Genomic DNA, 21,887 nt, shown 5'->3' on the forward strand with positions numbered 1-21,887 from the left:
CCGACGGTTTACGCCCGGGAACGCACCGGAGAGCGCGCGGAATTCGCCGTTACGCTGCCAGTCCCTTGCCACAGTGATGGGGAATGAGGGAGGGGCCACCATGACCGATCCCACGGAATACGAGCCGCCGCCGGACGGCGAGGCCCGGGGCGACATCACCCGGCTTCCGCACCGGCTCAGGGGCCGGTTCCGGCTCACCGACGTGCTGCGGACCCCCACCCGGCCGGGGCAGGCCGCCGTCTTCCGCGTCCTGCGCACCGGCCGGGGCGCCGGCGCCGAGGAGACGCCGGCCGGCGGGGGCGGTGATCACGTGGTGAAGTGGTACGACCGCGCCATGCCGCCCGACCCCGACGTCCTGCGGCTGCTGCGCACCCGACGCCTCCCACACACCACCCGTCTGACGGAGACGGGCGATGCGGACGGTCACCCCTACGAGATCGCGCCGTCCTTCGGCGACACCGACCTCGACCAGTACCGCAGGGCCCGCCCCGGGCCGGCCCCCGCCCCGCTGGTGCGCGCGGTCGTCGAGCAACTCCACGCCGCGCTCGGCGCGTTCCACGCCCATGGCTTCGTGCACCGCGATGTGACGCCGGCCAACATCGTGCTCGGCTCCCTCGACCCGGCCGACCCCCGGCTGACGCTCGTCGACTTCTCCCTCGCCGCCCGGCCGTCCGGCCCCGGCGCCAGGGCCCGCCCACCCGGCGCGGCGGCGACATCCCCCTGGCCGGCCGAGCACGCCCCCTGGGGCGGCACCTACCCCTACCTCTCACCCCAGGCCGCGCTCCACCACCAGCTGATCCATCCGTCGGACGACTGGTGGTCGCTCGGCATGGTGGTCGCCGAACTCGCGGGCGGCGCCCACCCGGTGCGGCACACCCACGGGGCCTATGTCCCCATCGAGCTGTCCGCCAGGCCGCCCGAGCTGTCGCTGGTCACCGACCCCAGGCTGCACGCTCTCTGCCGTGGCCTGCTCACCCGCGATCCCGACACCCGCTGGAGCGGTGACCAGGTCGCCGAGTGGCTGGCCGGCGGCTCGCCGCCCATCGACCTCAGGGACTGGCCGCCCCCCGAACGGGCCACGGGCGGCACCGTGACGCCGTTCCCCTTCATGGGGCGGGAGTTCACCGACCCCGCCGAGCTGGGCATGGCGTTCGACACCTACTGGGGGCAGACCGAACGAGCCCTCGGCCGGCGCCGCACCCGCCACGCGTTCACCGACTGGCTGCGCCAGTTCGCCGCCGCCCCCCGCTACGACGAGGCCGCGAGGGAGGAACTCGACGCGCTCCTTCGCCTGTTGGAACGGGCACCGGGCCCCACCACCCAGGTCCGGCTGATCAGCTGGCTGGCGCCGCCCCTCGAACCGACCTTCAGGGGCGAGGCCGTCGACCCCGCCCTGGGCCTCGCCGACCTCGCGGCCCGCGCCGAGGAGGACGACGACGAACGCGCCAGGTCCGTCGTCGAGGACCTGGCGCGGGACGCGATCCTCCCGCTCCTCGAAGCCCGCCCCGGCGGCCATGGCCTGACCGCCGTCGACACGGCGTGGCGGGAGGCGCTGCGGCGCTGGCGGCCCGCCGTGGACGCGCTGGGCGCCGAGTTCCCCACCCTGCGCCGACGCCTGCGCGAGCACCCTGAGCTGACCGCGACCGACGCGCGCCTCACCGCGCGACTGCTCCACACCGCGGCGGCCCCCGAGCGCTGCCGCGCGCTGCTGGACGGGCGCGCCACCCGCCGGCTGCGGCGGCTGCCCGAACCGGTCCCCTGGTTCGGCTGGCTGGTCGCCGACCGCCGCGACCCGCTGCGGCTGCTGCTGGCCGACCAACTCGCCGGCCTGGCCGAGGAGGAGGCGTGGGCGGCGAGAACCGAGCGGCGCGCACGGGAGGAGGGGCGCCGGCGTGACGCCGACTATCTGCACGCCGTGGCCTGGCTCAACGTCCAGCAACGGCCCGTCGCGCTCGGCTGGGCGGCGGCCGGCGCCGTCGCGGTGACCTTCCCGTGGATCTTCCTCATCGGCGTCTCCGATGTCGCCGGGCTCGCCACGCAGGAGAGCGTCGTCCTCGCCTGGGCGGGCGCGGTCCCCGGCCTCGCCGCGATCCTGGCCCTCGAACTGCTGGCCGCCTTCCGCATCGGCGCCCTCGCCTACCATCCGCGCCGCTCCCTCGCCGGGCGGCTCGTCGAGGGCGGTGCCCCACTGGCGCGGCTCGCCCGCCGCAACCGGCTGCTGGGCGCCGTCGCCCTCGCCGGCGTGGTCGCGCTCCTCGTCACGACCGTCACCGCCGTCGCCTGGCTCTGGCCACTCGCCACGGTGCTCGCCGTCGGCTGGTGGACCTGGCGCCGGCTCGACGCCCCGTCCACCACCGCGCTCGGGAGGCCGCGATGAGCTTTGGCGTCGCCATCCCCGACATCCTCTTCGTCGTGCCCGACGTCGCCTACCCGCCGCCGGTCGCCACCGCGCCGTCCTTCGAGGCGCCGTCGTTCGACGCGCCCGCCGTCGATGTGCCGTCCGTCCAGCTGCCGTCGCTCGACCTGCCATCGGCCGGCGAGCTCGGCGAGGCCGTCGCCGACCAGCTCCTCGAACTCGCCGGGGCCGCGCTGATCGGCCTCGGCGCGCTCAGCGGGGCGCTGCTCGCCGCCAGGGCCGCGATGACGGGCACCCGGATGCTCGCCGACGCCGCCCTGCGCGCCGAGCAGGCGCGGCGCGGACTCCTCGCCGACCGCGAACAGGCGCGCCGCGTCGAGGAGGTGTGGCGGGACGCCATCTTCGCCGTGGCACGGGCCAACGCGCGCATCGACACCCTCAGGGCCAGGACGGCGACCGCCCCGGGACCGGATGCCGGCCCGGGCCCCGGCGGCGGGGGACCGAAGCCGCCGCCGCTGCCGGCGGCGCTCGACCCCACCGGGCTGCGGATCTCCCAGGTGCACGCGTGGCTCGCCGAGACCGACCTGGCGGTGCGGGCGGCCGAGTCCGCGCTCGCCCTCCGGACGCTGCGCGCCGCCTCGCCGACGCTGCGGGTGGTCGGCCGCGACGACGATGCCGCACACCGCGCGGCCCGGGTGCGCGAGCGCCGCGAACGCGCCCTCGCCGCCTACGCCGCCGCCGACGGCGAGGCCGCCGCCGGCGCCGCGCTGCCCCCCTACACCGCCGCGCCCGACACCGATGTGGTGACCGCCGAACGCGCCGCGGAGCTGGGCGCCGAGCTGCTGGCCGGCCTCGACCTGGACGTGCCGCCCACCGAACTCGCCCGAATCGAGACGGCGATCGGCCACGCCGTCGAGCTCGCCCCCGCCCGCCCCGTCGCGGCGTCCCGCCATCTCGCCGAGGCACGCGACCTGGCCTACGCGGCCAACTGGCGCGCCCAGGACCGCCGCGAGACCGCCGAGTGGGCGGCCCAGCAACTCCGGGTGCTGCGCGACCCGTTGCCCGAGCTGCCGGACGGCGCCGCGCCACCGCCGGTGCCGCCGTCCGAACTCGCCGTCCTGGAAGCGGCGGTGGCGCGCGGCGCCCCGGTGACCCCGAGGCAGCGCGCCGAGATCGCCAGCCGGGTCGCGGAACGCGAGACCGCCCTCACCCGCCTCTACGTCGGCCAACTCCTGCACCGCACCCTGGAGCAACAGGCCGGCGACCAGGCGGGGGTGACGGACACTCAGGTGGCGCCCGGCATTCGGCACATCGAGTGGGCACCGCGCGACTGGGGCGGCGAGCACTGGCTGCGCCTGGTCGTCGACCGGGCGGGGGTGCTGCGCATGCTGACCATGCACCGGATCAGGGAGCACCACGAGGACACCGACGCGGCCCGCGCGCTCGACCACGCGCGCTGCCGGGAGGCCGGCACCCACCTCGCCGCGCTGGCCGAGGCCGCGGAGCGGGCCGGCTTCCCGCTGGACGTCAGCTACGAGGAGGGGCGGCCCGTCGCCGGCGTCCGCCACCCGGACGCCGAGGGCCGCCGCCCGCGCCACGCCGCGCATCCCGCCCGGGCCCGCGACGACCGGCCGGGCCCGAGGGCCAGGCACCGCACCCACGGTGAGGGGAACGAGCGCCCGTGACCAGGACCAGCGAGACGGCCGACCGGCGGTTGCCCTCCTTCGCCGAGGAGGTGGACGCCACCCTCGCCGTCCACGCCCAGTTCGTGCTGCACGGCAATGTCCGCGACGACTACCTCGTCGTCCACCGGGGCCGCGACCGCACCACGGACATGGCCGGGCTGCTCTGGCACATCCTCCGCCACCGGGGCTATGGCGCCCTGGTGCGCTACGACGCCGTCGACGGCTTCACCGTCCACCCCGGCAGCGCCCTGCCCGACGTCGAGCGGCTCCTCGGCCGGGGCCGGGTCGGCCGCCGCTACCGCGGCCGGCTGCTGCGCGCCGACCGCAGCCCCCGTCTTGACGAGCTCGGCCCGCTGCTGCGCGCCGTCGCCACCGGCGCCGAGGCGCCCCGCCGCCCCCGGCAGGGCGCGGACCGCACCGAGCCGACGGCGCTGGAGAGCGAACCCCCGCAGCGGCTCGCCCTGTTGATCGACTACGCGGCGAGAATCCCCACCGACGTCAACCGACTCAGCGACGCCGAACGGGACTTCTTCCTCGGCTGCCTCAAACTGGCCGACGAGGTCACGCCGTTGACCCACCCCACCACGGGCCGGGACCTCTACAACCCGGTGATCTGGCTGGCCGACGGCGAACGCGACCTGCCCATCTGGCTGGTCTCGGGGAGCGACCGCGTCCGCACCATCGGGGTGCCGCTGCCCGACCTGGAGGAGCGCGGCCGGCTGGCCAGGATCCGGCTCGCCGAGGCCGCCGGCACGGCCGACCCGCTCCCGCCGGGCCTGCGCAAGCCGGCCGACCCACCGGCTCCGGCCGCCACCCCGCTGGGGCCCGAGGTGACGCGCGCCGTCCAGGAGTTCGCCAGGTCGGCCGACGGGCTCACGCTGCGCGCCATGCGCGAGTGCGAACGGCTGGCCGCCGACCGGGCCTGGCCGCTGACCCGGATGCCGGACGCCGTCCGCGTCTACCGGCTCGGCGTCGAGGACAACCCCTGGCGCCGGGGGCACGTCAGGGAGCGGATCCGTGCGGGGGAGGAGTTCATCCGCTCCCGGGTGAAGGGACAGGAGCCGGCGGTCGTCAAGACCACCGACATCCTCAAGCGGGCCGCCCTCGGCCTGTCGGGCGCGCAGGCCGCCAACCCCGGGCACCGGCCGCGGGGCGTGCTGTTCTTCGCCGGGCCGACCGGCACCGGCAAGACCGAGCTCGCCAAGTCCGTCGCCACCGTGCTCTTCGGCAGTCCGGAGGCGTGCCTGCGGTTCGACATGAGCGAGTTCTCCGCGCCGCACTCCGCCGACCGCCTGGTCGGCGCCCCGCCCGGCTACGTCGGCTACGAGGCCGGCGGCGAGCTGACCAGCGCGGTCCGCACCGACCCGTTCCGCGTCGTCCTCTTCGACGAGATCGAGAAGGCCGACAAGGGCGTCCTCGACAAGTTCCTCCAGGTGCTGGAGGACGGCCGGCTCACCGACGGACAGGGCATCACCACCCACTTCAGCGAGTGCGTCATCATCTTCACCTCCAACCTCGGCGTCCTCACCGAGGACCCGACGACGGGCCTCAAACGGCGCGTCGTCGAACCGGGCACGCCCTACGACGCGTTGGCCGCGACCGTGCACGCCAACGTCGAACGGCACTTCACCGAGGTGGTCGGCCGCCCCGAGCTGATGAACCGGCTCGGCGGCAACGTGGTGGTCTTCGACTTCATCGGCGCCGAGGTGGCGCACCGCATCTTCGACCTCCAGATCGGCAATATCGCCGCCCGACTCCGCGACGACCAACGCCTCGAACTGCGCCTCGACCCGGAGGCGCGGCGACGGCTCGCCGGGCGCTGCACCGCGCGGCTGGACAACGGCGGGCGCGGCATCGGCAACGAGTTGGAGACCGCGCTGGTCAACCCGCTGGCCAGAGCCCTCTTCGACGCGGGCGACCTGCCGGAGCACAGCGTCGTCACGGTGACCTCGGTGGACGAGCGAGGGGACGGAACCGTGCGGCTCCGCCTGGACATCCGGCGCCCCACCCGGCCATGAGCCAACGCGACGGCCGGGACGAACGCGACGGCGGGGACGAACGGGACGGCTGGGACGGCTGGGACGACGAATGGGACGAGCCGTTCCCCGACGACGAGGGTCCGGCGGAGGCGCCGGACGAAGCCGCCCCCGCCGAGGAACCGCCGGCGGCCGTGCCCGCCGCCGCGCCCTGCTGGAACTGCGACCACCCCGTGCCCGGCGGCGTCACCCCCTGCCCGATCTGCACCAGCCCCCGCGTCCATCTGGTGCTGACCCTGGACGCCCCGCGCCTGCGCGCCGTCGCCGGGCCTGGGCGCCCGCTGCGGCTGGGCCGGGACCCGGCCTGGGCCCCGGCGACCGCGCCCGGCCTCACCGGCGCGCCCGGCGTCTCCCGCCGCCACGCCACCCTCACGGTGGACCACGACGGCACCGCCTGGGTCGCCGACGGCACCGGGACCGGCAGCCTCAACGGCACCTGGATCAACGGCCGGCGCGTCGAGCCCACCGAGCCCCGCCGCCTGCGGGACCACGACGAGCTGGGCCTCGGCCGCCGGGTGCGCGGCACGATCCGCCTCCACGGTCAGGGGTGAATCGCGGCCCGCAGCGGGGCGAGCCAGGCGTTCGCCCGGCGGCGGCCCGCCGCCGTGGACAGGTCATGGGTCACGGTCGGCTCCGCCTTGACCGCGCTCTCCGCACAGCGGTCGCCGAAGAGCACGTAGGCCAGGCCCGACCTGCGGCGGCGGGACTGCCACACCATGCCGTGCGCCCCCCGCGCGTCGCGGCGCAACGCCCGCGCCCAGTACCGCGTCTGCGGGGCGCCGGGCCCCTCCGCCTCCAGCAGCCAGGAGTCCTGGCCGATGCGGGCGAGGTCCTCCTCCGAGACCAGCCGGATCAGCCTCAGCGGCGCCGTGGTGGCCAGCCGCGACAGGGCGTAGCCGTCGGCCTGCGCCCGGGGGACCAGCCGCTCGCCGTGCGGGCCGCCGAACGCCAGCGACCGCAGGAACACCTCGGCCAGCGCCGTGGCCGGCTCGTCGGCCGCGTAGAGATAGGGATAGGGATCGTCGGTCGTGCCGTCGAAGCGGTTCCCCCCGAAGTGGGTGTGCACGCTGACCGGGTTGAAGCCGGTCGCCTGGTAGCGGCTGCGGTGGCAGCGCCACAGCTCCGTGCCGGCCGGCAGCTCCGTCAGGTTCGGGGTCAGCCCGCGGGGCGGCGGATAGGCGGGCATTCAGTCCCCCTCCACCAGCGCGCGCGCCGCCTCGATCAGCAGCGTGTCCGGGATCTCGCCGACGAGTTGGGCCGGGACCCCCTCCAGCCAGCGGTTCCCGCCCAACCACCAGTCGGCGGCGCCCCACGGATCCTCGTCGGCCAGCAGCAGCGCGTTGACCCGCCGCACCACGGACCGCGGGCGGTCGTCCGGGCCGAACTGGAACTCGGGGCAGCGGACGCCCCGCTCCGGATCGGGCAGCCGGATCAGCCCCTCCTGTGCGCCGGGCGCCGGCCGGGACGGCGCGGCCAGCAGCCGCCGATGCGCCGCCCGCAGGATCTCCCAGGTGGCGGCGTCGTCCGTCCCGTCCTGTTCCCCCGGGGGCGTCAGCAGGCGCAGCAGCTCGTCCACCCGCGCCGCGTCGACCACGGAGCTGCCCGGATCCAGCCGCACCCCGTTGTCCACCTCCTCCCGCACCTGGCTGTCCAACGGCAGCGTCAACAGCACCCGTCGCACCCGGTTCAGCGCGCGCCGCCGCTCCCGCTCGTCGCCACCGGCCCGCCGCAACGCGCCGACGGCGTCCAGCAGATCGCCCTGCGCCTGGGGCGTCAGGTTCTCCCTGAGATGGTCCCGCTGGCGGGCCAGCAGGCCGATCAGCTCCTCGGCGTCCACCCGTTCACTCCCCTTCCTCGCCGCTGCCCCCGAACTCCCCGACGCCGCCGGGGCGCGGGCTGCCCTGATGGATGAACGCCGCCCAGACCGGCACCCGGTCGAGGAACGGCTGGCGCGCCTCCCGCGCCAACTCCCCCTCGACGCCCGGCGGTGGACGCCGCGCCGGATCCAACATCCACAGCTGCGCCGCGCGCAGCGCGTCCGCCGGGGCCAACCCGTCCACCGCCAGATGGTGGTGGAACACGGCCATCATCAGCGCGGAAGCGCCGTCCCTGGTCGTCCACCGGGAACCGACCGCGTCCGTGGCTCCCCGTGCCACGAACGCGGTGGTCAGGGTGAGCGCCTCGTCGTGGTCCCGGCGGCTCAGGTCCGTCTCGCACGCGCTGAGCACCACCAGCGGCCCCGGCTCGCCGGCGGCGACACCACCGGGCCGGTCCAGCAGCCGGGAGACCGTGAGCAGCCCCGCGTCGTCCGCCGCCCCCTCCGGGGCGGCCAGGACGAGCGCCGAGACGGTGGGACGCGCACCGGCCTCGCCATGCGAGGCGATATGCAGCAGCGACGCCGGCTCGCCGCCCCGAGGCGCCCCGGGGAGGACGGCGAGCAACTCGTCCGGAGTGCCCGCACCCTGCGGCTCCTCGGCCGGCTCGATCGCGAACTCCCCGTACAGCGCGGCCCGTTCGTAGAACGCCGAACGCAGCGTGGTGACCTCGTCGCCCGCCCACAGCAGATCGAGACGGGGATCGGCGACCAGCACGGGACGCGCCCCCGGATCCGACCGGGTCCGCCCGATGGCGTCGAGAAACTGCGCCCCCGAGGCGGCGTAGCTGAACACCGCGACCTGGCAGGCATACCTCGACGCCAACCGGGCGGCATGCCAGGGCACCACGCCCAGGTTCCCGCACGGCACCAGCACGACCCGGGTGGGCGCGCTGGCGACGCCGTCGGCCGCCAGCCGATCCAGCAGCGGCGCCACCACCGCGGGGCCGGCCCAGACGCACAGATCATCGAGCGCCGCCTCCCAGGCACGGTCGGCGGCCGGCGAACGCGCCGAGGAACGCCGGGCGGCGACCTGGAGATAGGCGTCCAACGGCCGCCGCCCGGGGCCGGCGAGACCGGGCAGCGGGAGGACCCCCGTGCCCCCCGCGCCCCCGTCCCCCGACCGCCTGACGATCAGCGCCGCGCCGTCCTCCTCGCCCCGGCCCGGCACCAGATACACCAGCGCGTCGGCCCCCGATGCCTCGACCCCGGCGACCAGCTCGGGCAGCGCCGGAACCGAGAGCAGCGTCCGCCGCCCCTCCCGCCCGGGCCGCAGCGCGTCCAGCGCCCGCCGGCGCAGCCGGCTCGGCATCGGCGCGCCCGCCTCGACCTCGGCGAGCAGCGCCGCCGAAAGCCCCTCGTGGACCGACGAGCCACCGCTGCCAGGCGGCACACCCCGCCGCCACTCCTCGGCCAACTCGTGCCGGCCCAGCGCCGCCAACTGCTCGGGCACCCCCACCGACGCCGCCGCCGCACGCAGCACCAGCGCCCGACCGACCTCAAGGGCGCGCACCGCCTCCGCCGGATCGCCCTCGGCGACGGCCCACCCCGCCACTCGCAGCGCCTGCTCCGCCCCGCCCCGCGCCATCTCAAGACCGTGCTCGGCGCCCAGCTGCATCAGCACATCGTCGGCCGTCACATAGAGGGCCGCGAACCCGGCCTCGATCGCCGCCTCCCGGTCGCCGGCCGCCGGATCGCCGCGCTCCCCGTGCAGCCGCGCCAGGGACTCAAGCAGCAGCCGCGCGGCGTGGTTGTCCACGTCCTCGGCCAGCTCCTCCCTGGCCCGGCGCATCTCCACGATCGCCTCGTCCAGGCTCCGCCGATCCCCGGTCAACAGATGATGGGTGCCGAGCGTCTCGGCGAGCGCTCCCCGGCTCATCGCCCGCTGGCTCGCCGCCATCGGCACGGACGTCCCCAGCGTCGCCCTGCCCCGCTCCACCACGTCGAGCAGCCGCTTCGGATCCCGTTCCAGGATGGCGCAGGCCGCCAACACCACGGGCCAGAGCATCTCCAGCAGCTGGTGCACAAACCGTGGCGCCGCCTCGTTCTCCCGCAGCCGCTCGACGAGGCCCACCGCCGTGCGCGCGTCCTCGACGGTGCCCCGCCGCGCGGCGCGCAGCAGATGGGCGAAGACCAGCTGGGCGACGATCGGTCCGAAGATCTCGTCCCGCTCGTCCGTCTGCTCCACCAGGCGGCGCAGCTCGGCGAGATGCTCCTCCACCTCGGCCGTGTGAGCCTCCCGGCTCAGAAAGATCCGCCGCAGCCGCAGGGTGAGCAACGTCGCCCTGGCCATCACCGTCAGCCGACGGACGTCGGGCGTTCCTGGCAGCGCGGCGACGTCCCGGATCGGCTCGGGGGCGAACGCCTCAAGCCGGCGCGCCGATTCGGCCTCGTCCTGGAGGTTCCCCCGGGTGTGCACCCCGAGCGACGGCAGGACGCCCTGCACGGCGCGCATCGCCAGGGCCAGCTCATGGCCTTCCGGGAGGTCCTTGGCGACCCGGCCCAGCAGTTCGTGCGCATGGTCGACGAGATCGGTGTTCCCGGTGCGCATCGCCATCATGGCCTCGCCCATGGCGCCGATCCCCCGGTCCGCGTTCGCGCCCAGCGGGTCGCCGGCGATCTGGGGTGAGGACTGCAAGGTGGCGATCAGCTCACCCAGCCGCTCCGTGCCCACCAGGCCGGGGGAGGCCACCTCGCCCATCAGCGAGATCGCCGCCGCCTCCATCGCCAGCGCCGTCTCGCTCTGGGGCGTCCCCGTCGGCTGCTCCGGCTGTGCCGGGGGCGGCGGGATGGCCGGCTTCCCGCGCATCATGCCCAGGACCGCCCGCATCATGTCGCCCCCGGCGCCCAGCCCGGGCCGCTCCCGCAACAGCCGTTCGCCGAAGCCCGTAAGACCCGGCAGATCGCCCAGCAGCGCGAACGAGGACAACGAGCGGAGCACCGCGCGCAGCCGGGCGACCTCGTTCGGCAGGGGCTCCGGCAGCCGAGCCGCCTCCAACTCGCCGAGCAGCCGGTCCGCCTCCGCGGTATCCGCTCTGAGCCGGGGGGCGTTCTGCGAGGCGCGCACCCCCCACGTCACCACCCGCTCGAACTCCGGCACGCCGCCGCCCGGCGCGGGCTGCGGCATCGGCAGCAGCAGCGTCGCCAGCACCAACGCCGCCCGCAGCCGCTCCCGTTCCGTCAGCCCGCCTGGCCCGGCCACCTCCCGCGCGGCACGGAGCAGCCGGATCCCCTCCTGCTGATCCCCGGCTGTCCCGGTCCCGCCCAGATACCGCTTGCCGTAGAGGCAGCCGAGCCGGGCTCGAACCAGCGCGGCATGGGCCGCGTTGTCGGACAACTCCCGCTCGGCGTGAGCCAGTTCACCGAGAGTCCGGTCCAGCTGCGCGGACGTCGTCGGCTCGCGCCGAGGGGACCCGAACGTCCTCTCCGGGTCCATCGACGGCAACATCCGGTCCGCTCGCTCCAGCGCGTGCGCCAGCTCCTCGTCCATCCGTTCATCCCTCCCCGGCTCCCGCGCCTGGCTTCCGTGCTCCGCATTCATCCTGGCCGTTTCCCCGGGCCCTCATCCGCGCGTGCGCGGGATCCGACGGAAAACGCCCAGTCAACGCCCAGTTCGGCCCCCCGTCCCGACACGCGAACGCCCGCCGGGCCAGGGGCCCGGCGGGCGCGCTCCTCAGCGTCCCTCAACCGTGGTGCGGTCAGGAGAAGTTGACGTCGCTGCAGATGAAGTACGTCTGGTCCAGATGCGATGCCTGCCAGATGGTGTAGACGATGTGGTGGCCGCTGCGCCCCGGGGCGCTCACATCGAAGGTGATGTCGGAGGCCGGCGGGTAGGCCCCGGTCGTCTCCACCAGTTCGAGGTCGCCCCAGCCGAGGGCCTGGGTGGTCGGGTCGTAGCCCTGCTTGGTGACATAGACCTCGAAGAAGTCCGCGCCGTGGCTGGCCGTGTCGTACAGGTGGACGCTGAAGTCGCTGCCGACGTTCGTCGGGGTCCAGGGACCCGGGTTGTCGAGCGAGGTGGCCAGGCCGCTCTGTGCGTCACCGGCGCTGCACAGCTTGCCGTCGGGGATCGCCGCCCAGTTCCCTGCCAGGTTCTCCCGGTACAGGCTCATCCAGTTCCACATGGTGTTGGGGTTGGCCTGGAACGCCTGCCAACACATGGGGTCTTCCTGCTCCATGGCCGGGTTCATGTGGTCGCTGCCCCAGCGGTCCCAGCAGCCGTAGGCGCGGCCGGCCGGGTCCACGATCGAGCCGTGCGCCTTGGCCGTGTCGCTCCACGGGCTCAGGAACAGCGCGATCAGGCCGATGATGGCCGCCAGCACCGGGGTGATCACGCGCAGGGTCCAGCGCCGTGTGGGGGTGTCTGCATACATCGTTGCGGTCTCCGTCTTCCGGAAGGGGGTGGGGAAGGTGATGCGTTTCCGGGTTGGGAGCGCTCCCAAATTCAACCGGACCTTACCCGCCGACACACCGCTGAAACAGACGGCAGGTCGGCGGGCCCTCCGCGCGGGCGCGCGAAGCCGCGCGACACCGGCGGCATGGTGCCCCGGGGCGCGTCGTGGGGATCCTCCCGGGCTCGCGACCCGGACCTCGTCCGGGGGACCCGACGGGCGAGCCGCCATCCGGAGCCCCGCGATCCACCGCGTCATGGGGGCACCTCCCAGCCGCCGGGCCGGGGGAGCCGCAGGCTGATCCGACAAGATCCCAACGACGTGCCCTAGAAAAAGCTGGACACGTCCTTCTCGGCGAGTACCTCGCCCTGGGCGTCGTAGGCGACCACCCGGAACTCGCCGGGGAAGCCCGGATGGCGGCCGGCGTCGAGGTAGTAGACGCCCCAGTCGGACTCCCCGGCCAGCTGTACCAGGGTGGCCGGAAGGGGGTCTCCCCACCCCTCGGGCTCGATCAGGATCCGCGCCGGCGTCTCGTCCAACCGCCAGGCCCCGTCGATCAGGAGGACGTCGCCGTCGTTGGCCTGGTAGCCGACGCTGACGCTGCGCGGCCCGAGGTTGTCGCCGAAGTGGCCCCTGGCCGCCGCCATGTCCTCGTCGAAGGACGCGGGGGAGGAGACCACGTAGTTCTGGTTGCCTTCGGGCAGCAGACCCATCACGAAGGCGTCGTTGATCGCCAGCCGTTCGTAGGGGCGTACCTCCCGGCGTTCGTCGTCGTCCGGGAACGGCGGCGACGTCCGGCCGGCCGGCGGCGCGGGGTCGGCGGAGCCAGGGCCGACGGGGGTCCAGGCCAGGCCGGCCGCCAGCCCGGCCGCCAGCACACCGGCCGACGCCGCGCCTGTCACCGCCAGCCGGCGGCGCCGCCTCCGGAGCGCCCGGCCCCGGCGGATCAGTTCGTCGACCGGTGCCGGCCCGACGTCCAACGCCTCGGCCGCCCCGCGTAGTTCGTCAGCGAAGTCCGGTTCGCTCTCCCGCTTCGGCACGGTCAGCCGCCTCCTTTCCCCTTGTCGGTGGCCGCAGGTCCACGACCGTCGGATCGGCGCGCAGCTTCTCCAGACCCCGCGCGGTTCGGCTGCGCACCGTTCCCACCCGGGTGCCGAGCAGCGCGGCGACCTCGGTCTCGCTGCGGTCCTCGACATAGCGCAGCACGACGGCGGCGCGCTGCCGAGGCGGGAGGCGTCGCAGCGCGGCCGATAACACGTCTCGGGCGAGGAGCGGTTCGACCCGGTCCCGGGCGGTCCGCTCCGGGAACCGGGTCGTCAGCCATTCGAACACCCGAAGCCCACGGATCCGGTCGCGATGGGCGTTGATCATGATCCGCCACACATAGGCGTCCGGATCGGCCGCCCGTACGCAGCGGTCCCACCGTGCGTACGCCTTGACCAGGGCCACTTGGACCAGGTCCTCCGCGTCATGGTGGTGACCGGTCAGCAGGTACGCGGTCCGCAGCAGCCTGGGCCACCTGCTGACCGCGAAGGTCCTGAAGTCGGCGTCCTGGGCTTCGGGTGCACGAGTCATCGGCTTCGTCTGAGGTCGCGTCAGAAGTTCAGGGAGACCTCAAGCTCGTCGAAGACCTCTCCGTCCGCGTCGCTCGCGGTGATCGTGTAGGAGTCGACGCCCACGACGTCCCAGGCGGCCGGGTCGAAGTAGAAGGTGCCCCAGCCGTCCTCATCCTCCAGCGCCACCGGCTGCGCCCCGTAGCCCCAGTCCTGGCCCTCGGGGGTGACGGTGATGAACGGCACGCCCTCGTCGAGCCGCCAGACGCCCTCGATCAGGATGATCTCGTCGTCCTCGCCATAGACACCGACGCCGATGCTGTCGGGGAGGATCTGGCTGCCGGGGAAGCCCTTGGCGGCCTCGACGTTCTCGTCGAACGAGTCGGGCGAGGAGACCACGTAGTTCTGGTCGCCCTCGGGCAGCAGACCCATCACGAAGGCGTCGTTGATCACCACGGCCTCGTAGGGGTCGACCTCGATCAGGTCCATCCCGCCGGCCTGGGCCCCCTGCGGCAGCAGCACCACCATCGCGGCGGCGGCAGCGGTGCCGGCGAGTACGGCGCGCCTGAGCGTCTTGTGTCCAGTCATGAACCCTCCACGGGCTTCGCGTTGTTCGGTCAAGACTCAGACGTGGCCGGACGGCGGAACCTATCCGTCCGCCCGGAACTTCTTCGCGGCGCCGGCGGGGCGTGCCGGCCGCGTTCAGCGCGTCGCGGCTTCGGCTCCCAGCTCCTGGGCGCGCTTCCTGGCCCAGGCGTCGGCGGCGAAGACGTCCTCCAGGCTGCCGGCCGAGGAGTCCCCCAGCTCCGAGACCACCTTGGCCACCGTGTCCACGATCGCGAGGAACGGCAGCCGGCCGGCCAGGAAGGCGTCGACGCAGACCTCGTTGGCCGCGTTGTACACCGCCGGCGCGCTGCCGCCGACGTCGCCGACCTGCCGGGCCAGCGCGACGGCGGGGAAGGCGTCGTAGTCCAGGGGGGACAGCTCCCAGGTCTGGCTCCGCGTCCAGTCGAACGCCTTCGCCGCGCCCGGGACCCGGTCCGGCCAGGTCAGGCCGAGCGAGATCGGGAGGCGCATGTCCGGCGGACTCACCTGGGCGAGGGCGGCGCCGTCGGAGAACTCCACCATCGAGTGGATGATCGACTGGGGGTGGACCATGACGACGATGTCCTCGTAGGCGATGTCGAAGAGCAGATGAGCCTCGATGACCTCCAGGCCCTTGTTGACCAGCGTCGCCGAGTTGATGGAGATCACGGGGCCCATGCTCCAGGTCGGGTGGGCCAGAGCCTGCTCGACCGTCACGTTCTCCAGCTCGGCGCGCCCGCGCCCACGGAACGGGCCCCCGGTGGCGGTCAGCACGAGCCGGCTGACCTCCTCGCGCCGGCCGCCGCGCAGCGCCTGCGCCAGCGCTGAGTGCTCGGAGTCGACCGGGACGATCTGCCCGGGGCGCGCCTCGCGCTTCACCAACTCGCCGCCGACGATGAGGGATTCCTTGTTGGCGAGGGCAAGTGTGGTGCCGGCGCGCAGCGTGGCGAGGGTGGCGGCGATGCCGAGGGCGCCGGTGACGCAGTTGAGCACCACATCGGCGGGGGCGGCGGCGATCTCCTCGACTCCGGAGGCGCCACGGAGAATCCTCGGCGGCGCCCACTCACCGGCCGTCAGGCCGCGCTTGCCCGCCTCGGCCGCGATGGCGTCCGCCACGGCCCCGGCGGCGGCTTCCTTGGCGACGGCGACCACCGAAGGCCGCATATCCAGGACCTGTTCGGCCAGCAGTTGGACACGGTCTCCGCCGGCCGCGAGGCCGACGACGGAGAATCGATCCCTATTGCGCCGGATCACATCCAGGGCCTGAGTACCGACCGACCCCGTGGAACCCAGAACCACGACCGTTCGCATATAAACCCCTCGACATCGAGTGCGGACGCATCCTGTGGAACTACTCTTCTAGGCCCACGCCCCCGCCCTGGCAAGGGCGCGAGTGTAGCAGAGCTGCGATGCCGAAAATTCAGCAGAAATGCATCTTGCCTCTCAAACAGGAAAGGAGTGCCAGGCCGGTCGGTAAACGGGGAAAGCGTCTCGGGCCTCGAATTGCTCCGCTCCCACGAGGAAATGGGCTGTTCGAGAATACGTGGCACAACGGGGTGCGGCGATTTCGGCGGTCAGGTGTAGTAGCCCTCGATCGGGACCCTGGCCTCCGCCAGCAGATACGGCCCGTCCGACGCGAAGGCGGGGGAGGGCGGTGCCGGGGGCGTGGACGGGGGCTTGAGCGCCCCCAACTGCTCGGTGGAGAGCGCGTAGACGACCCGGCCGAGCCCCGACCGCTCGATCGCGCCCGCGCACATTCCGCACGGCTGGCAACTGGTGTACATCGTGGTGGCCGCGGCCGTCGCCGCGTCGAGTTCGCGGGCGGCCCAGACGGCCAGCTTCAGCTCGGGATGGAGGCTGATGTCCCGTTCGGTGACGGTGGTGTTGCGCTCCTCGGCCAACACCGTTCCCTCCGGGCCCACCAGCAGCGAGCCGAAGGGCGGGTTCCCGCCGGCGCTGGCCTCGGCGGCCAGGCCGACGGCCCGGCGCAGGAAGGCCGTCTGATGTGTGTCGATCATCGGTGAAGCTCCCGGGAAGTGGGCGGGGGAAAGGGGAACGGTCGCCCAATCTAGGCCGGTGAACGGCGCCATGTGAAGGCGACCCTCCCCGCGTTCACGCCCGCACGCCGTGGATCTGCCGGTACTTTCAGCAGATGACCGAGAATCCCGAAAACCTCGACGCCACGGACTGGGCGATACTCGCCGAACTCCAGAACGACGGCCGGCTGCCGCTGACCGAGTTGGGCCGCCGGGTGAGTCTCAGCGCCTCCGCCACCACCGAACGCGTCCGGCGGCTGGAGGCGACCGGTGTGATCACCGGCTACCGCGCCCGGGTGGACCTGGCCCGGGTGGGCCGCCCGATCCTCGCCGTGATCCGGTTGAAGTACCCCGGCAGCCACCATGAGCCACTGCGCCAACTGCTCGATGAGCGCCGCGAGATCCTGGAGTGCCTGCGGACGACGGGCGACGACTGCTACCTCCTGAAAGTGGCCGCGCCCTCGATGCCGGCGCTGGAACAGGTCGTGGACGCGTTGGCCCAGTTCGGCGGTACGACCACCAACATCGTCTACAGCGAGCCCCTTCCGTACCGGGGCCCCCGGGCACCGTGACGCCCCGGGAGCGAGGTGGCCCCGCGCCCCCGAGTGCGTAACGGCGCGGAAACAAGCGATCAAAGCCGGGGAAACTGGGGCTGCTTAGGGTCCCCGCTATGGATGCAGCCGTGCATACTCCGATGTCGACACAGCCGACCGGGGCGCCCGCGCCCCGGCGGGCCGGGCGCAACCGCCGCGAGGAGACCTACGCCGCACTGCGTGACCTGCTGCTGCGCGGCGAGTTCGGGACGCGCAGCCGGCTGATCGAGCTTCACCTCGCCCAGCGGCTCGGCGTGTCCCGCACCCCCGTCCGTGAGGCGATGGTCCGGCTCGTCGCCGACGGACTGCTCCAGCGGACGCCGGACGGCTTCTACACCGTCCGGCTCAACCTCGCCGAGCTGCGCGACCTGTACGAACTGCGGGTCACCGTGGAACTGCGGGGCATCGCCCGTGCCCTGGAATCCGACGGGGTGCGGCACGACGCCGCTCTGCTGGAGCCGCTGCGCGACCACTGGCGGGCGCTGCGCGCCGACCCGCCCGCGCCCGATCCCGGATTCGTGCTCCGGGACGAGGAGTTCCACCACACCCTGCTCCGTTCGTCGGGCAACCCCCGGCTCACCGAGACGCTGGAGTCCGTCACCGCCCGGATCCGGCCGGCGCGCATGTACGACTACCTCACCGAGGACCGCGTCGAGCTGACCGTCGTCGAACATCTCGACATCGTCGAGCATGTCCTCGCCGGGCGGCTGCCGGAGGCGCTCACCGCGCTCCGCCGGCATATCGGGGACTCCCTCGATGTCGTCGAGAGGCGCGCCGCCCACGCCATCGCGCAGATGGCGCTGCACCAGGACTGAGACCCCCGAGACCCGAGGTTCCCCGCTCCTCCTCCGCCACCGCCCTCTGGAGCTCCCCCCTGCCCTCAGCGCGCCCTGAAACCCGCCAACACACGGACATGGCGGACGAATCGCCGCGCCGGTCATCCCCTCCCCAACGGGCTGTCCCGCCCGCGCCAGCGGCCGAAAGGAACCGACACCATGGCCTCCGTCGACGCCACCCCCTACGCCTGGCCCTACGACGGCGATATGACCGTCGCCCGTACCGCTCTCCTGTGTATCGACTGGCAGACCGACTTCTGTGGCCCCGGCGGATATGTCGACGCCATGGGCTACGACATCTCGCTCACCCGTGCGGGGCTCGAACCCACCGCGCGGGTGCTGGCCGCCGCCCGCGAGGCCGGCATGACCGTGATCCACACCCGCGAGGGCCACCGTCCCGACCTGTCCGACCTGCCGGCCAACAAGCGTTGGCGCTCGGCGCGCGTGGGTGCCGAGATCGGCTCCGCCGGACCGTGCGGCCGGATCCTGGTGCGGGGCGAGCCCGGCTGGGAGATCGTCCCCGAAGTGGCCCCGGAACCGGGCGAACCGGTCATCGACAAGCCGGGCAAGGGCTCCTTCCACGCCACGGACCTGGATCTCCTGCTGCGCACCCGAGCCATCACCCACCTGGTGCTGACGGGCATCACCACGGATGTCTGCGTGCACACCACCATGCGCGAGGCCAACGACCGCGGCTACGAGTGCCTGTTGCTGTCCGACTGCACCGGCGCCACCGAGCGCGGCAACCACGAGGCGGCCCTGAACATGATCAGCACGCAGGGCGGCGTCTTCGGCGCCGTCGCCACCAGCGACCAGTGGCTCGCCGCGCTGAAGGAGACCCCGTGAGCGCGGAGAACACCGGGACCACGTCCGGCACCACCCCCACCGATGGGGACGTCCACCCCGTCGACGCCCGCCCGACGCCGCTCCGGCTCTGGGCGTTCGGCGCCCAGCACGTGGCCGTCATGTACACCGGTTGCGTCGCCGTGCCGCTGGTCTTCGGCGCCGCGGTCGGCCTCGACACCGCCACCATCGGCCTGCTGATCGCGGCCGACCTGCTGGTCGCCGGATTCATCACCATCGTGCAGAGCCTGGGCCTGTCCCGGCTGTTCGGCGCCAGGCTGCCGGTCGTGGCGGGCGCCTCGTTCACCGCCGTCACCCCGATGATCGCCATCCAGGGCGAGTACGGAATGCCGGCCGTCTACGGGGCGATGCTGGCCGCCGGTGTCTTCGGCATGCTGGTGGCCTGGCCGTTCGCGCGGCTGGTGCGGTTCTTCCCGCCGGTCGTCCGAGGCACGGCCGTCACCATCATCGGCCTCTCGCTCGTCGGCAAGGCGATCGGCCTCATCGCGGGCGACGACCCCGACGATCCCGACTACGCGGCCCCCGACAAGCTGGCGTTGGCCGCCGGCGTGATCGTCCTCATCGTCGTCCTCACCCGCTTCGCCCGGGGCTTCCTCGCCCAGACCGTCGTGCTCGTCGGGCTGCTGGCCGGCACCGGCGCCGCCGTGTTCCTGGGGATGACCGACTTCGGCTCGGTCGCTGGCGCCGGATGGTTCGGACTGCCCGAGCCGTTCCCCTTCGGCGCTCCGGAGTTCCCCCTGGCAGCCGTCGCCTCGATGTGCGTGGTCATGCTCGTGATCTTCGCGGAGTCGACCGCCTACCTGATGGCGGTCGGCGACATGACGGGCCGCCCCGTGAGCCGCGCCGACCTGGCGCGCGGGCTGGCCGCCGACGGCCTTTCGGGCGCGGTGGCGGGCGCGGCGACCTCGTTCCCCGACACCGTGTTCGCACAGAACGTCAGCCTGGTGCGGATGACCGGCGTCCGCAGCCGGTTCACCACCGCCGCCGCTGGCGTGCTGCTCGTCACGCTGGGCCTGATGCCCAAGCTCGCCGAGACCGTGGCCTCGCTGCCCGGGCCCGTCATCGGCGCCGTCAGCCTGGTGATGTTCACGATGGTCACCATCACCGGGATCCGCACCCTCGGCGCCGTCGAGTACGACGGCACGCACAACGGACTGATCGTGGCGCTGGCCCTCGGCACGGGCATGATCCCCGTCGTCGCGCCCACGCTCTACGACGGCTTCCCCTCCTGGTTCCGCATCATCGCCGGCGGCGCGATCTCCAGCGCGGTCATCGTCGCCTTCGTCCTCAACCTCTTCTTCCACCACCTCACCGCACCCCGTACGAAGGAACGCGTATGACCCGGCCCGCCCCCGTGCCCGTCGACCTGCTGCGGCTGCCCACCGCCGACCCCGGCGATCTCACCCCCGCCGACGCGCTCGCCGCCGCCGGTCGCACGCTCGGCGACGTGCTCGCCGTCGTCGGCAAGACGGAGGGCAACGGCTGCGTCAACGACTTCTCCCGCGGCCTCGCCGCCGCCCGCTGGGAACCGCTGCTGCCCGACGACACCGTCACCGTCTTCTCCGGCGGCACCGAGGGCGTCCTCAGCCCGCATGTGAACCTCTTCGTCGCCGATCCGGGGCCCCACCCGGGACACGACCGGGGGCTCGTCGCCGCCGTCGGGCGCACCCGCGACCTGGAACCCGCCGAGATCGGCGGGGAGCCGCAGCTCACGGCCGTGCGGGAGGTGGTCGACACCCTCACCGAACAACTCGGCCTCACCCCGGACGAGGTGGACATGGTGCTGGTCAAGTGCCCGCTGCTCACCTCGGAACGGGTCGCCGCCTGCCGCGCCGCCGGCGCCGAGCCCGTCACCGAGGACACCTACGAGTCGATGGCGCGCTCCCGCGCCGCCGCGTCCCTGGGCATCGCGCTTTCGCTGGGGGAGTGCGCCGAGGACGCCGCCCTGGACGCGCTGGCCGGGCGGCACGCGGCCGACGTCTGGTCCGCACGCGCGTCCGCCAGCGCCGGGGCGGAACTGACGGACTGCCATGTGCTGGTGCTCGGCACCAGCGGCGCCGTCGGCGGTCCCCTTCGCGCGGTCCACGGGGTCATGCGCGACGCGATCGACCTCGATTCGCTCCAGCGCCTCTTCGCGCGGGTCGACGCCGAGGGCGGCGAGGTGGTGCAGGTGTTCGCCAAGGCCGAGGCGGACCCGTCCGGCACGATCAGGGGCGCGCGCCACACCATGCTGACCGACTCCGATCTGAACTCGACCCGGCACGCCAGGGCCGCCGTCGGCGGACTGCTCTCCGCGCTGGCCGGGACGACGGCGGTGTATGTCTCCGGTGGCGCCGAACACCAGGGGCCGCCGGGCGGCGGCAGCGTCACCGTCGTCTACCGGGTGCCCGCCCCATGAGCCGGCCCCGCCTGGTGCTGATCCACGGCGCCGCCACGACATCGCGGGTCTGGGACGCCGTGCTGCGTCGGCTGGCCGGCTCCGGTCACGAGGTGGTGCGCCCCGACCGGCCCTGTTCGGGGGACCTGGACACCGAGGTCGCCGCGCTCGGCGAGCTGTGTGCCGACGCGGTGGTCGCCGGCGTCAGCGGAGGCGCCACGCTGGGCCTCGAACTGGCGGCGCGTGGCGTGCCGCTGCGGGCGGCGGTGCTGCACGAGCCGGCCGCCGGCTCGCTGGCCCCCGGGCTCCTCGCCCAGGTCGCCGAGGGGCTGGCCGCCGACGGCGTAGCGGGTTTCGGACGCGCCCTCTACGGGCCGGCCTGGACGGAGGCCCAGGCGCCGGCGGAAGTCGGCGTCGTGGAGCGGGAGTTCGCCATGTTCGGCGCCTTCGAACCGGCCCCGCCCGCCGCCGGCTGCGGCCCGGTGCTGCTGACGACGGGCGCCGACTCCCCACCGTCGCGGCACGCCTCCGTCCGGGCCCTCGGCCGCCACTGCGGCGTGCCCTGGGCCACGCTCCCCGGCGCGGCCCACGCCGCACACCTGGAGGCCGCCGCCACCTTCGCCGACGTCGTCCTCGCCCATGCCGAGGCGACCTCGTCCGGGCGTCCGAAGGACGAGTCCTGGCAGTCGCAGCGGTAGGCGC

19 protein-coding genes are annotated in these 21,887 nt (G+C 74.0%); 10 read left to right on the forward strand and 9 right to left on the reverse strand.

Going from position 1 to position 21,887, the window contains the following annotated elements:
- Window positions 1–100 precede the first annotated feature (100 nt).
- From K4G22_RS27485 to K4G22_RS27500, 4 genes are read left to right on the forward strand one after another with little or no spacing between them, the layout of a single operon-like run.
- Window positions 101–2,377 (forward strand): protein kinase domain-containing protein, encoded by a 2,277-nt coding sequence (locus K4G22_RS27485; RefSeq protein WP_228083154.1) that lies wholly within the window; start codon window positions 101–103, stop codon window positions 2,375–2,377.
- Window positions 2,374–4,041: a hypothetical protein gene (locus tag K4G22_RS27490; RefSeq protein WP_228083155.1), complete on the forward strand. Its 1,668-nt coding sequence runs from the start codon at window positions 2,374–2,376 to the stop codon at window positions 4,039–4,041. Before K4G22_RS27485 ends, K4G22_RS27490 begins: the two co-directional genes overlap by 4 nt.
- Window positions 4,038–6,059, forward strand: a complete 2,022-nt coding sequence (locus tag K4G22_RS27495) for an AAA family ATPase (RefSeq protein WP_228083156.1) — start codon at window positions 4,038–4,040, stop codon at window positions 6,057–6,059. Before K4G22_RS27490 ends, K4G22_RS27495 begins: the two co-directional genes overlap by 4 nt.
- Window positions 6,056–6,628, forward strand: a complete 573-nt coding sequence (locus K4G22_RS27500) for an FHA domain-containing protein (RefSeq protein WP_228083157.1) — start codon at window positions 6,056–6,058, stop codon at window positions 6,626–6,628. The genes K4G22_RS27495 and K4G22_RS27500 overlap by 4 nt, the downstream gene beginning before the upstream one ends.
- On the opposite strand, the gene K4G22_RS27505 is transcribed toward K4G22_RS27500, so the two are convergent.
- The 9 genes from K4G22_RS27505 to K4G22_RS27545 all read right to left on the reverse strand — a co-directional run bounded on the left by K4G22_RS27505 (window position 6,619) and on the right by K4G22_RS27545 (window position 16,497).
- The gene (locus K4G22_RS27505) at window positions 6,619–7,263 is read right to left on the reverse strand and encodes an RES family NAD+ phosphorylase (protein WP_228083158.1); all 645 of its coding nucleotides are present in this window, start codon (window positions 7,261–7,263) and stop codon (window positions 6,619–6,621) included. The genes K4G22_RS27500 and K4G22_RS27505 overlap by 10 nt on opposite strands.
- Complete coding sequence (locus K4G22_RS27510) at window positions 7,264–7,914, reverse strand: hypothetical protein (protein ID WP_228083159.1); 651 nt, start codon at window positions 7,912–7,914, stop codon at window positions 7,264–7,266.
- A gap of 4 nt (window positions 7,915–7,918) precedes the next feature.
- On the reverse strand, window positions 7,919–11,440 hold the full coding sequence (locus K4G22_RS27515) for a CHAT domain-containing protein (RefSeq protein ID WP_228083160.1): 3,522 nt from the start codon (window positions 11,438–11,440) through the stop codon (window positions 7,919–7,921).
- Window positions 11,441–11,648: 208 nt separating this feature from the next.
- Entirely contained in the window at window positions 11,649–12,323 is a 675-nt protein-coding gene (locus K4G22_RS27520; protein WP_228083161.1) for a lytic polysaccharide monooxygenase auxiliary activity family 9 protein, read from the reverse strand.
- A gap of 344 nt (window positions 12,324–12,667) precedes the next feature.
- On the reverse strand, window positions 12,668–13,381 hold the full coding sequence (locus K4G22_RS27525; protein WP_228083162.1) for a hypothetical protein: 714 nt from the start codon (window positions 13,379–13,381) through the stop codon (window positions 12,668–12,670).
- On the reverse strand, window positions 13,347–13,916 hold the full coding sequence (locus K4G22_RS27530; protein ID WP_228083163.1) for a SigE family RNA polymerase sigma factor: 570 nt from the start codon (window positions 13,914–13,916) through the stop codon (window positions 13,347–13,349). Before K4G22_RS27530 ends, K4G22_RS27525 begins: the two co-directional genes overlap by 35 nt.
- Before the next feature lie 20 nt (window positions 13,917–13,936).
- Entirely contained in the window at window positions 13,937–14,482 is a 546-nt protein-coding gene (locus K4G22_RS27535; RefSeq protein ID WP_228083164.1) for a hypothetical protein, read from the reverse strand.
- Between the two features lie 114 nt (window positions 14,483–14,596).
- Window positions 14,597–15,733, reverse strand: coding sequence for a 1-deoxy-D-xylulose-5-phosphate reductoisomerase (gene dxr / locus K4G22_RS27540; protein ID WP_322785141.1), 1,137 nt, complete (start codon window positions 15,731–15,733; stop codon window positions 14,597–14,599).
- Window positions 15,734–16,053: 320 nt separating this feature from the next.
- Window positions 16,054–16,497: a nucleoside deaminase gene (locus K4G22_RS27545; protein ID WP_228083166.1), complete on the reverse strand. Its 444-nt coding sequence runs from the start codon at window positions 16,495–16,497 to the stop codon at window positions 16,054–16,056.
- A gap of 134 nt (window positions 16,498–16,631) precedes the next feature.
- Here K4G22_RS27545 and K4G22_RS27550 point away from each other — a divergent pair, with 134 nt between their 5' ends.
- The 6 genes from K4G22_RS27550 to K4G22_RS27575 all read left to right on the forward strand — a co-directional run bounded on the left by K4G22_RS27550 (window position 16,632) and on the right by K4G22_RS27575 (window position 21,883).
- On the forward strand, window positions 16,632–17,087 hold the full coding sequence (locus K4G22_RS27550) for an Lrp/AsnC family transcriptional regulator (RefSeq protein WP_228083167.1): 456 nt from the start codon (window positions 16,632–16,634) through the stop codon (window positions 17,085–17,087).
- Between the two features lie 122 nt (window positions 17,088–17,209).
- The gene (locus K4G22_RS27555; RefSeq protein WP_228083168.1) at window positions 17,210–17,923 is read left to right on the forward strand and encodes a GntR family transcriptional regulator; all 714 of its coding nucleotides are present in this window, start codon (window positions 17,210–17,212) and stop codon (window positions 17,921–17,923) included.
- 180 nt (window positions 17,924–18,103) lie between these two features.
- Window positions 18,104–18,790 (forward strand): biuret amidohydrolase, encoded by a 687-nt coding sequence (biuH, locus tag K4G22_RS27560; RefSeq protein ID WP_228083169.1) that lies wholly within the window; start codon window positions 18,104–18,106, stop codon window positions 18,788–18,790.
- A complete protein-coding gene (locus K4G22_RS27565; RefSeq protein ID WP_228083170.1) occupies window positions 18,787–20,148 on the forward strand; it encodes a nucleobase:cation symporter-2 family protein in 1,362 nt (453 codons plus the stop codon). The genes biuH and K4G22_RS27565 overlap by 4 nt, the downstream gene beginning before the upstream one ends.
- Window positions 20,145–21,206 (forward strand): cyanuric acid amidohydrolase, encoded by a 1,062-nt coding sequence (gene atzD, locus K4G22_RS27570; RefSeq protein ID WP_228083171.1) that lies wholly within the window; start codon window positions 20,145–20,147, stop codon window positions 21,204–21,206. Before K4G22_RS27565 ends, atzD begins: the two co-directional genes overlap by 4 nt.
- The gene (locus K4G22_RS27575) at window positions 21,203–21,883 is read left to right on the forward strand and encodes an alpha/beta fold hydrolase (protein ID WP_228083172.1); all 681 of its coding nucleotides are present in this window, start codon (window positions 21,203–21,205) and stop codon (window positions 21,881–21,883) included. The genes atzD and K4G22_RS27575 overlap by 4 nt, the downstream gene beginning before the upstream one ends.
- Window positions 21,884–21,887 lie beyond the last annotated feature (4 nt).

Origin of the sequence: Streptomyces profundus (assembly GCF_020740535.1) — a bacterium.
Classification (GTDB): Bacteria; Actinomycetota; Actinomycetes; order Streptomycetales; family Streptomycetaceae; genus Streptomyces; species Streptomyces profundus.

Coding starts and splice junctions, on each gene's coding strand:
- biuH (WP_228083169.1), top strand. CDS start 18,104: ATGGCCTCCGTCGACGCCACCCCCTACGCCTGGCCCTACGACGGCGAT.
- K4G22_RS27550 (WP_228083167.1), top strand. CDS start 16,632: ATGACCGAGAATCCCGAAAACCTCGACGCCACGGACTGGGCGATACTC.
- K4G22_RS27555 (WP_228083168.1), top strand. CDS start 17,210: ATGTCGACACAGCCGACCGGGGCGCCCGCGCCCCGGCGGGCCGGGCGC.
- K4G22_RS27545 (WP_228083166.1), bottom strand. CDS start 16,497: ATGATCGACACACATCAGACGGCCTTCCTGCGCCGGGCCGTCGGCCTG.
- K4G22_RS27520 (WP_228083161.1), bottom strand. CDS start 12,323: ATGTATGCAGACACCCCCACACGGCGCTGGACCCTGCGCGTGATCACC.
- K4G22_RS27530 (WP_228083163.1), bottom strand. CDS start 13,916: ATGACTCGTGCACCCGAAGCCCAGGACGCCGACTTCAGGACCTTCGCG.
- K4G22_RS27500 (WP_228083157.1), top strand. CDS start 6,056: ATGAGCCAACGCGACGGCCGGGACGAACGCGACGGCGGGGACGAACGG.
- K4G22_RS27515 (WP_228083160.1), bottom strand. CDS start 11,440: ATGGACGAGGAGCTGGCGCACGCGCTGGAGCGAGCGGACCGGATGTTG.
- K4G22_RS27505 (WP_228083158.1), bottom strand. CDS start 7,263: ATGCCCGCCTATCCGCCGCCCCGCGGGCTGACCCCGAACCTGACGGAG.
- K4G22_RS27575 (WP_228083172.1), top strand. CDS start 21,203: ATGAGCCGGCCCCGCCTGGTGCTGATCCACGGCGCCGCCACGACATCG.
- K4G22_RS27485 (WP_228083154.1), top strand. CDS start 101: ATGACCGATCCCACGGAATACGAGCCGCCGCCGGACGGCGAGGCCCGG.
- atzD (WP_228083171.1), top strand. CDS start 20,145: ATGACCCGGCCCGCCCCCGTGCCCGTCGACCTGCTGCGGCTGCCCACC.
- K4G22_RS27490 (WP_228083155.1), top strand. CDS start 2,374: ATGAGCTTTGGCGTCGCCATCCCCGACATCCTCTTCGTCGTGCCCGAC.
- K4G22_RS27535 (WP_228083164.1), bottom strand. CDS start 14,482: ATGACTGGACACAAGACGCTCAGGCGCGCCGTACTCGCCGGCACCGCT.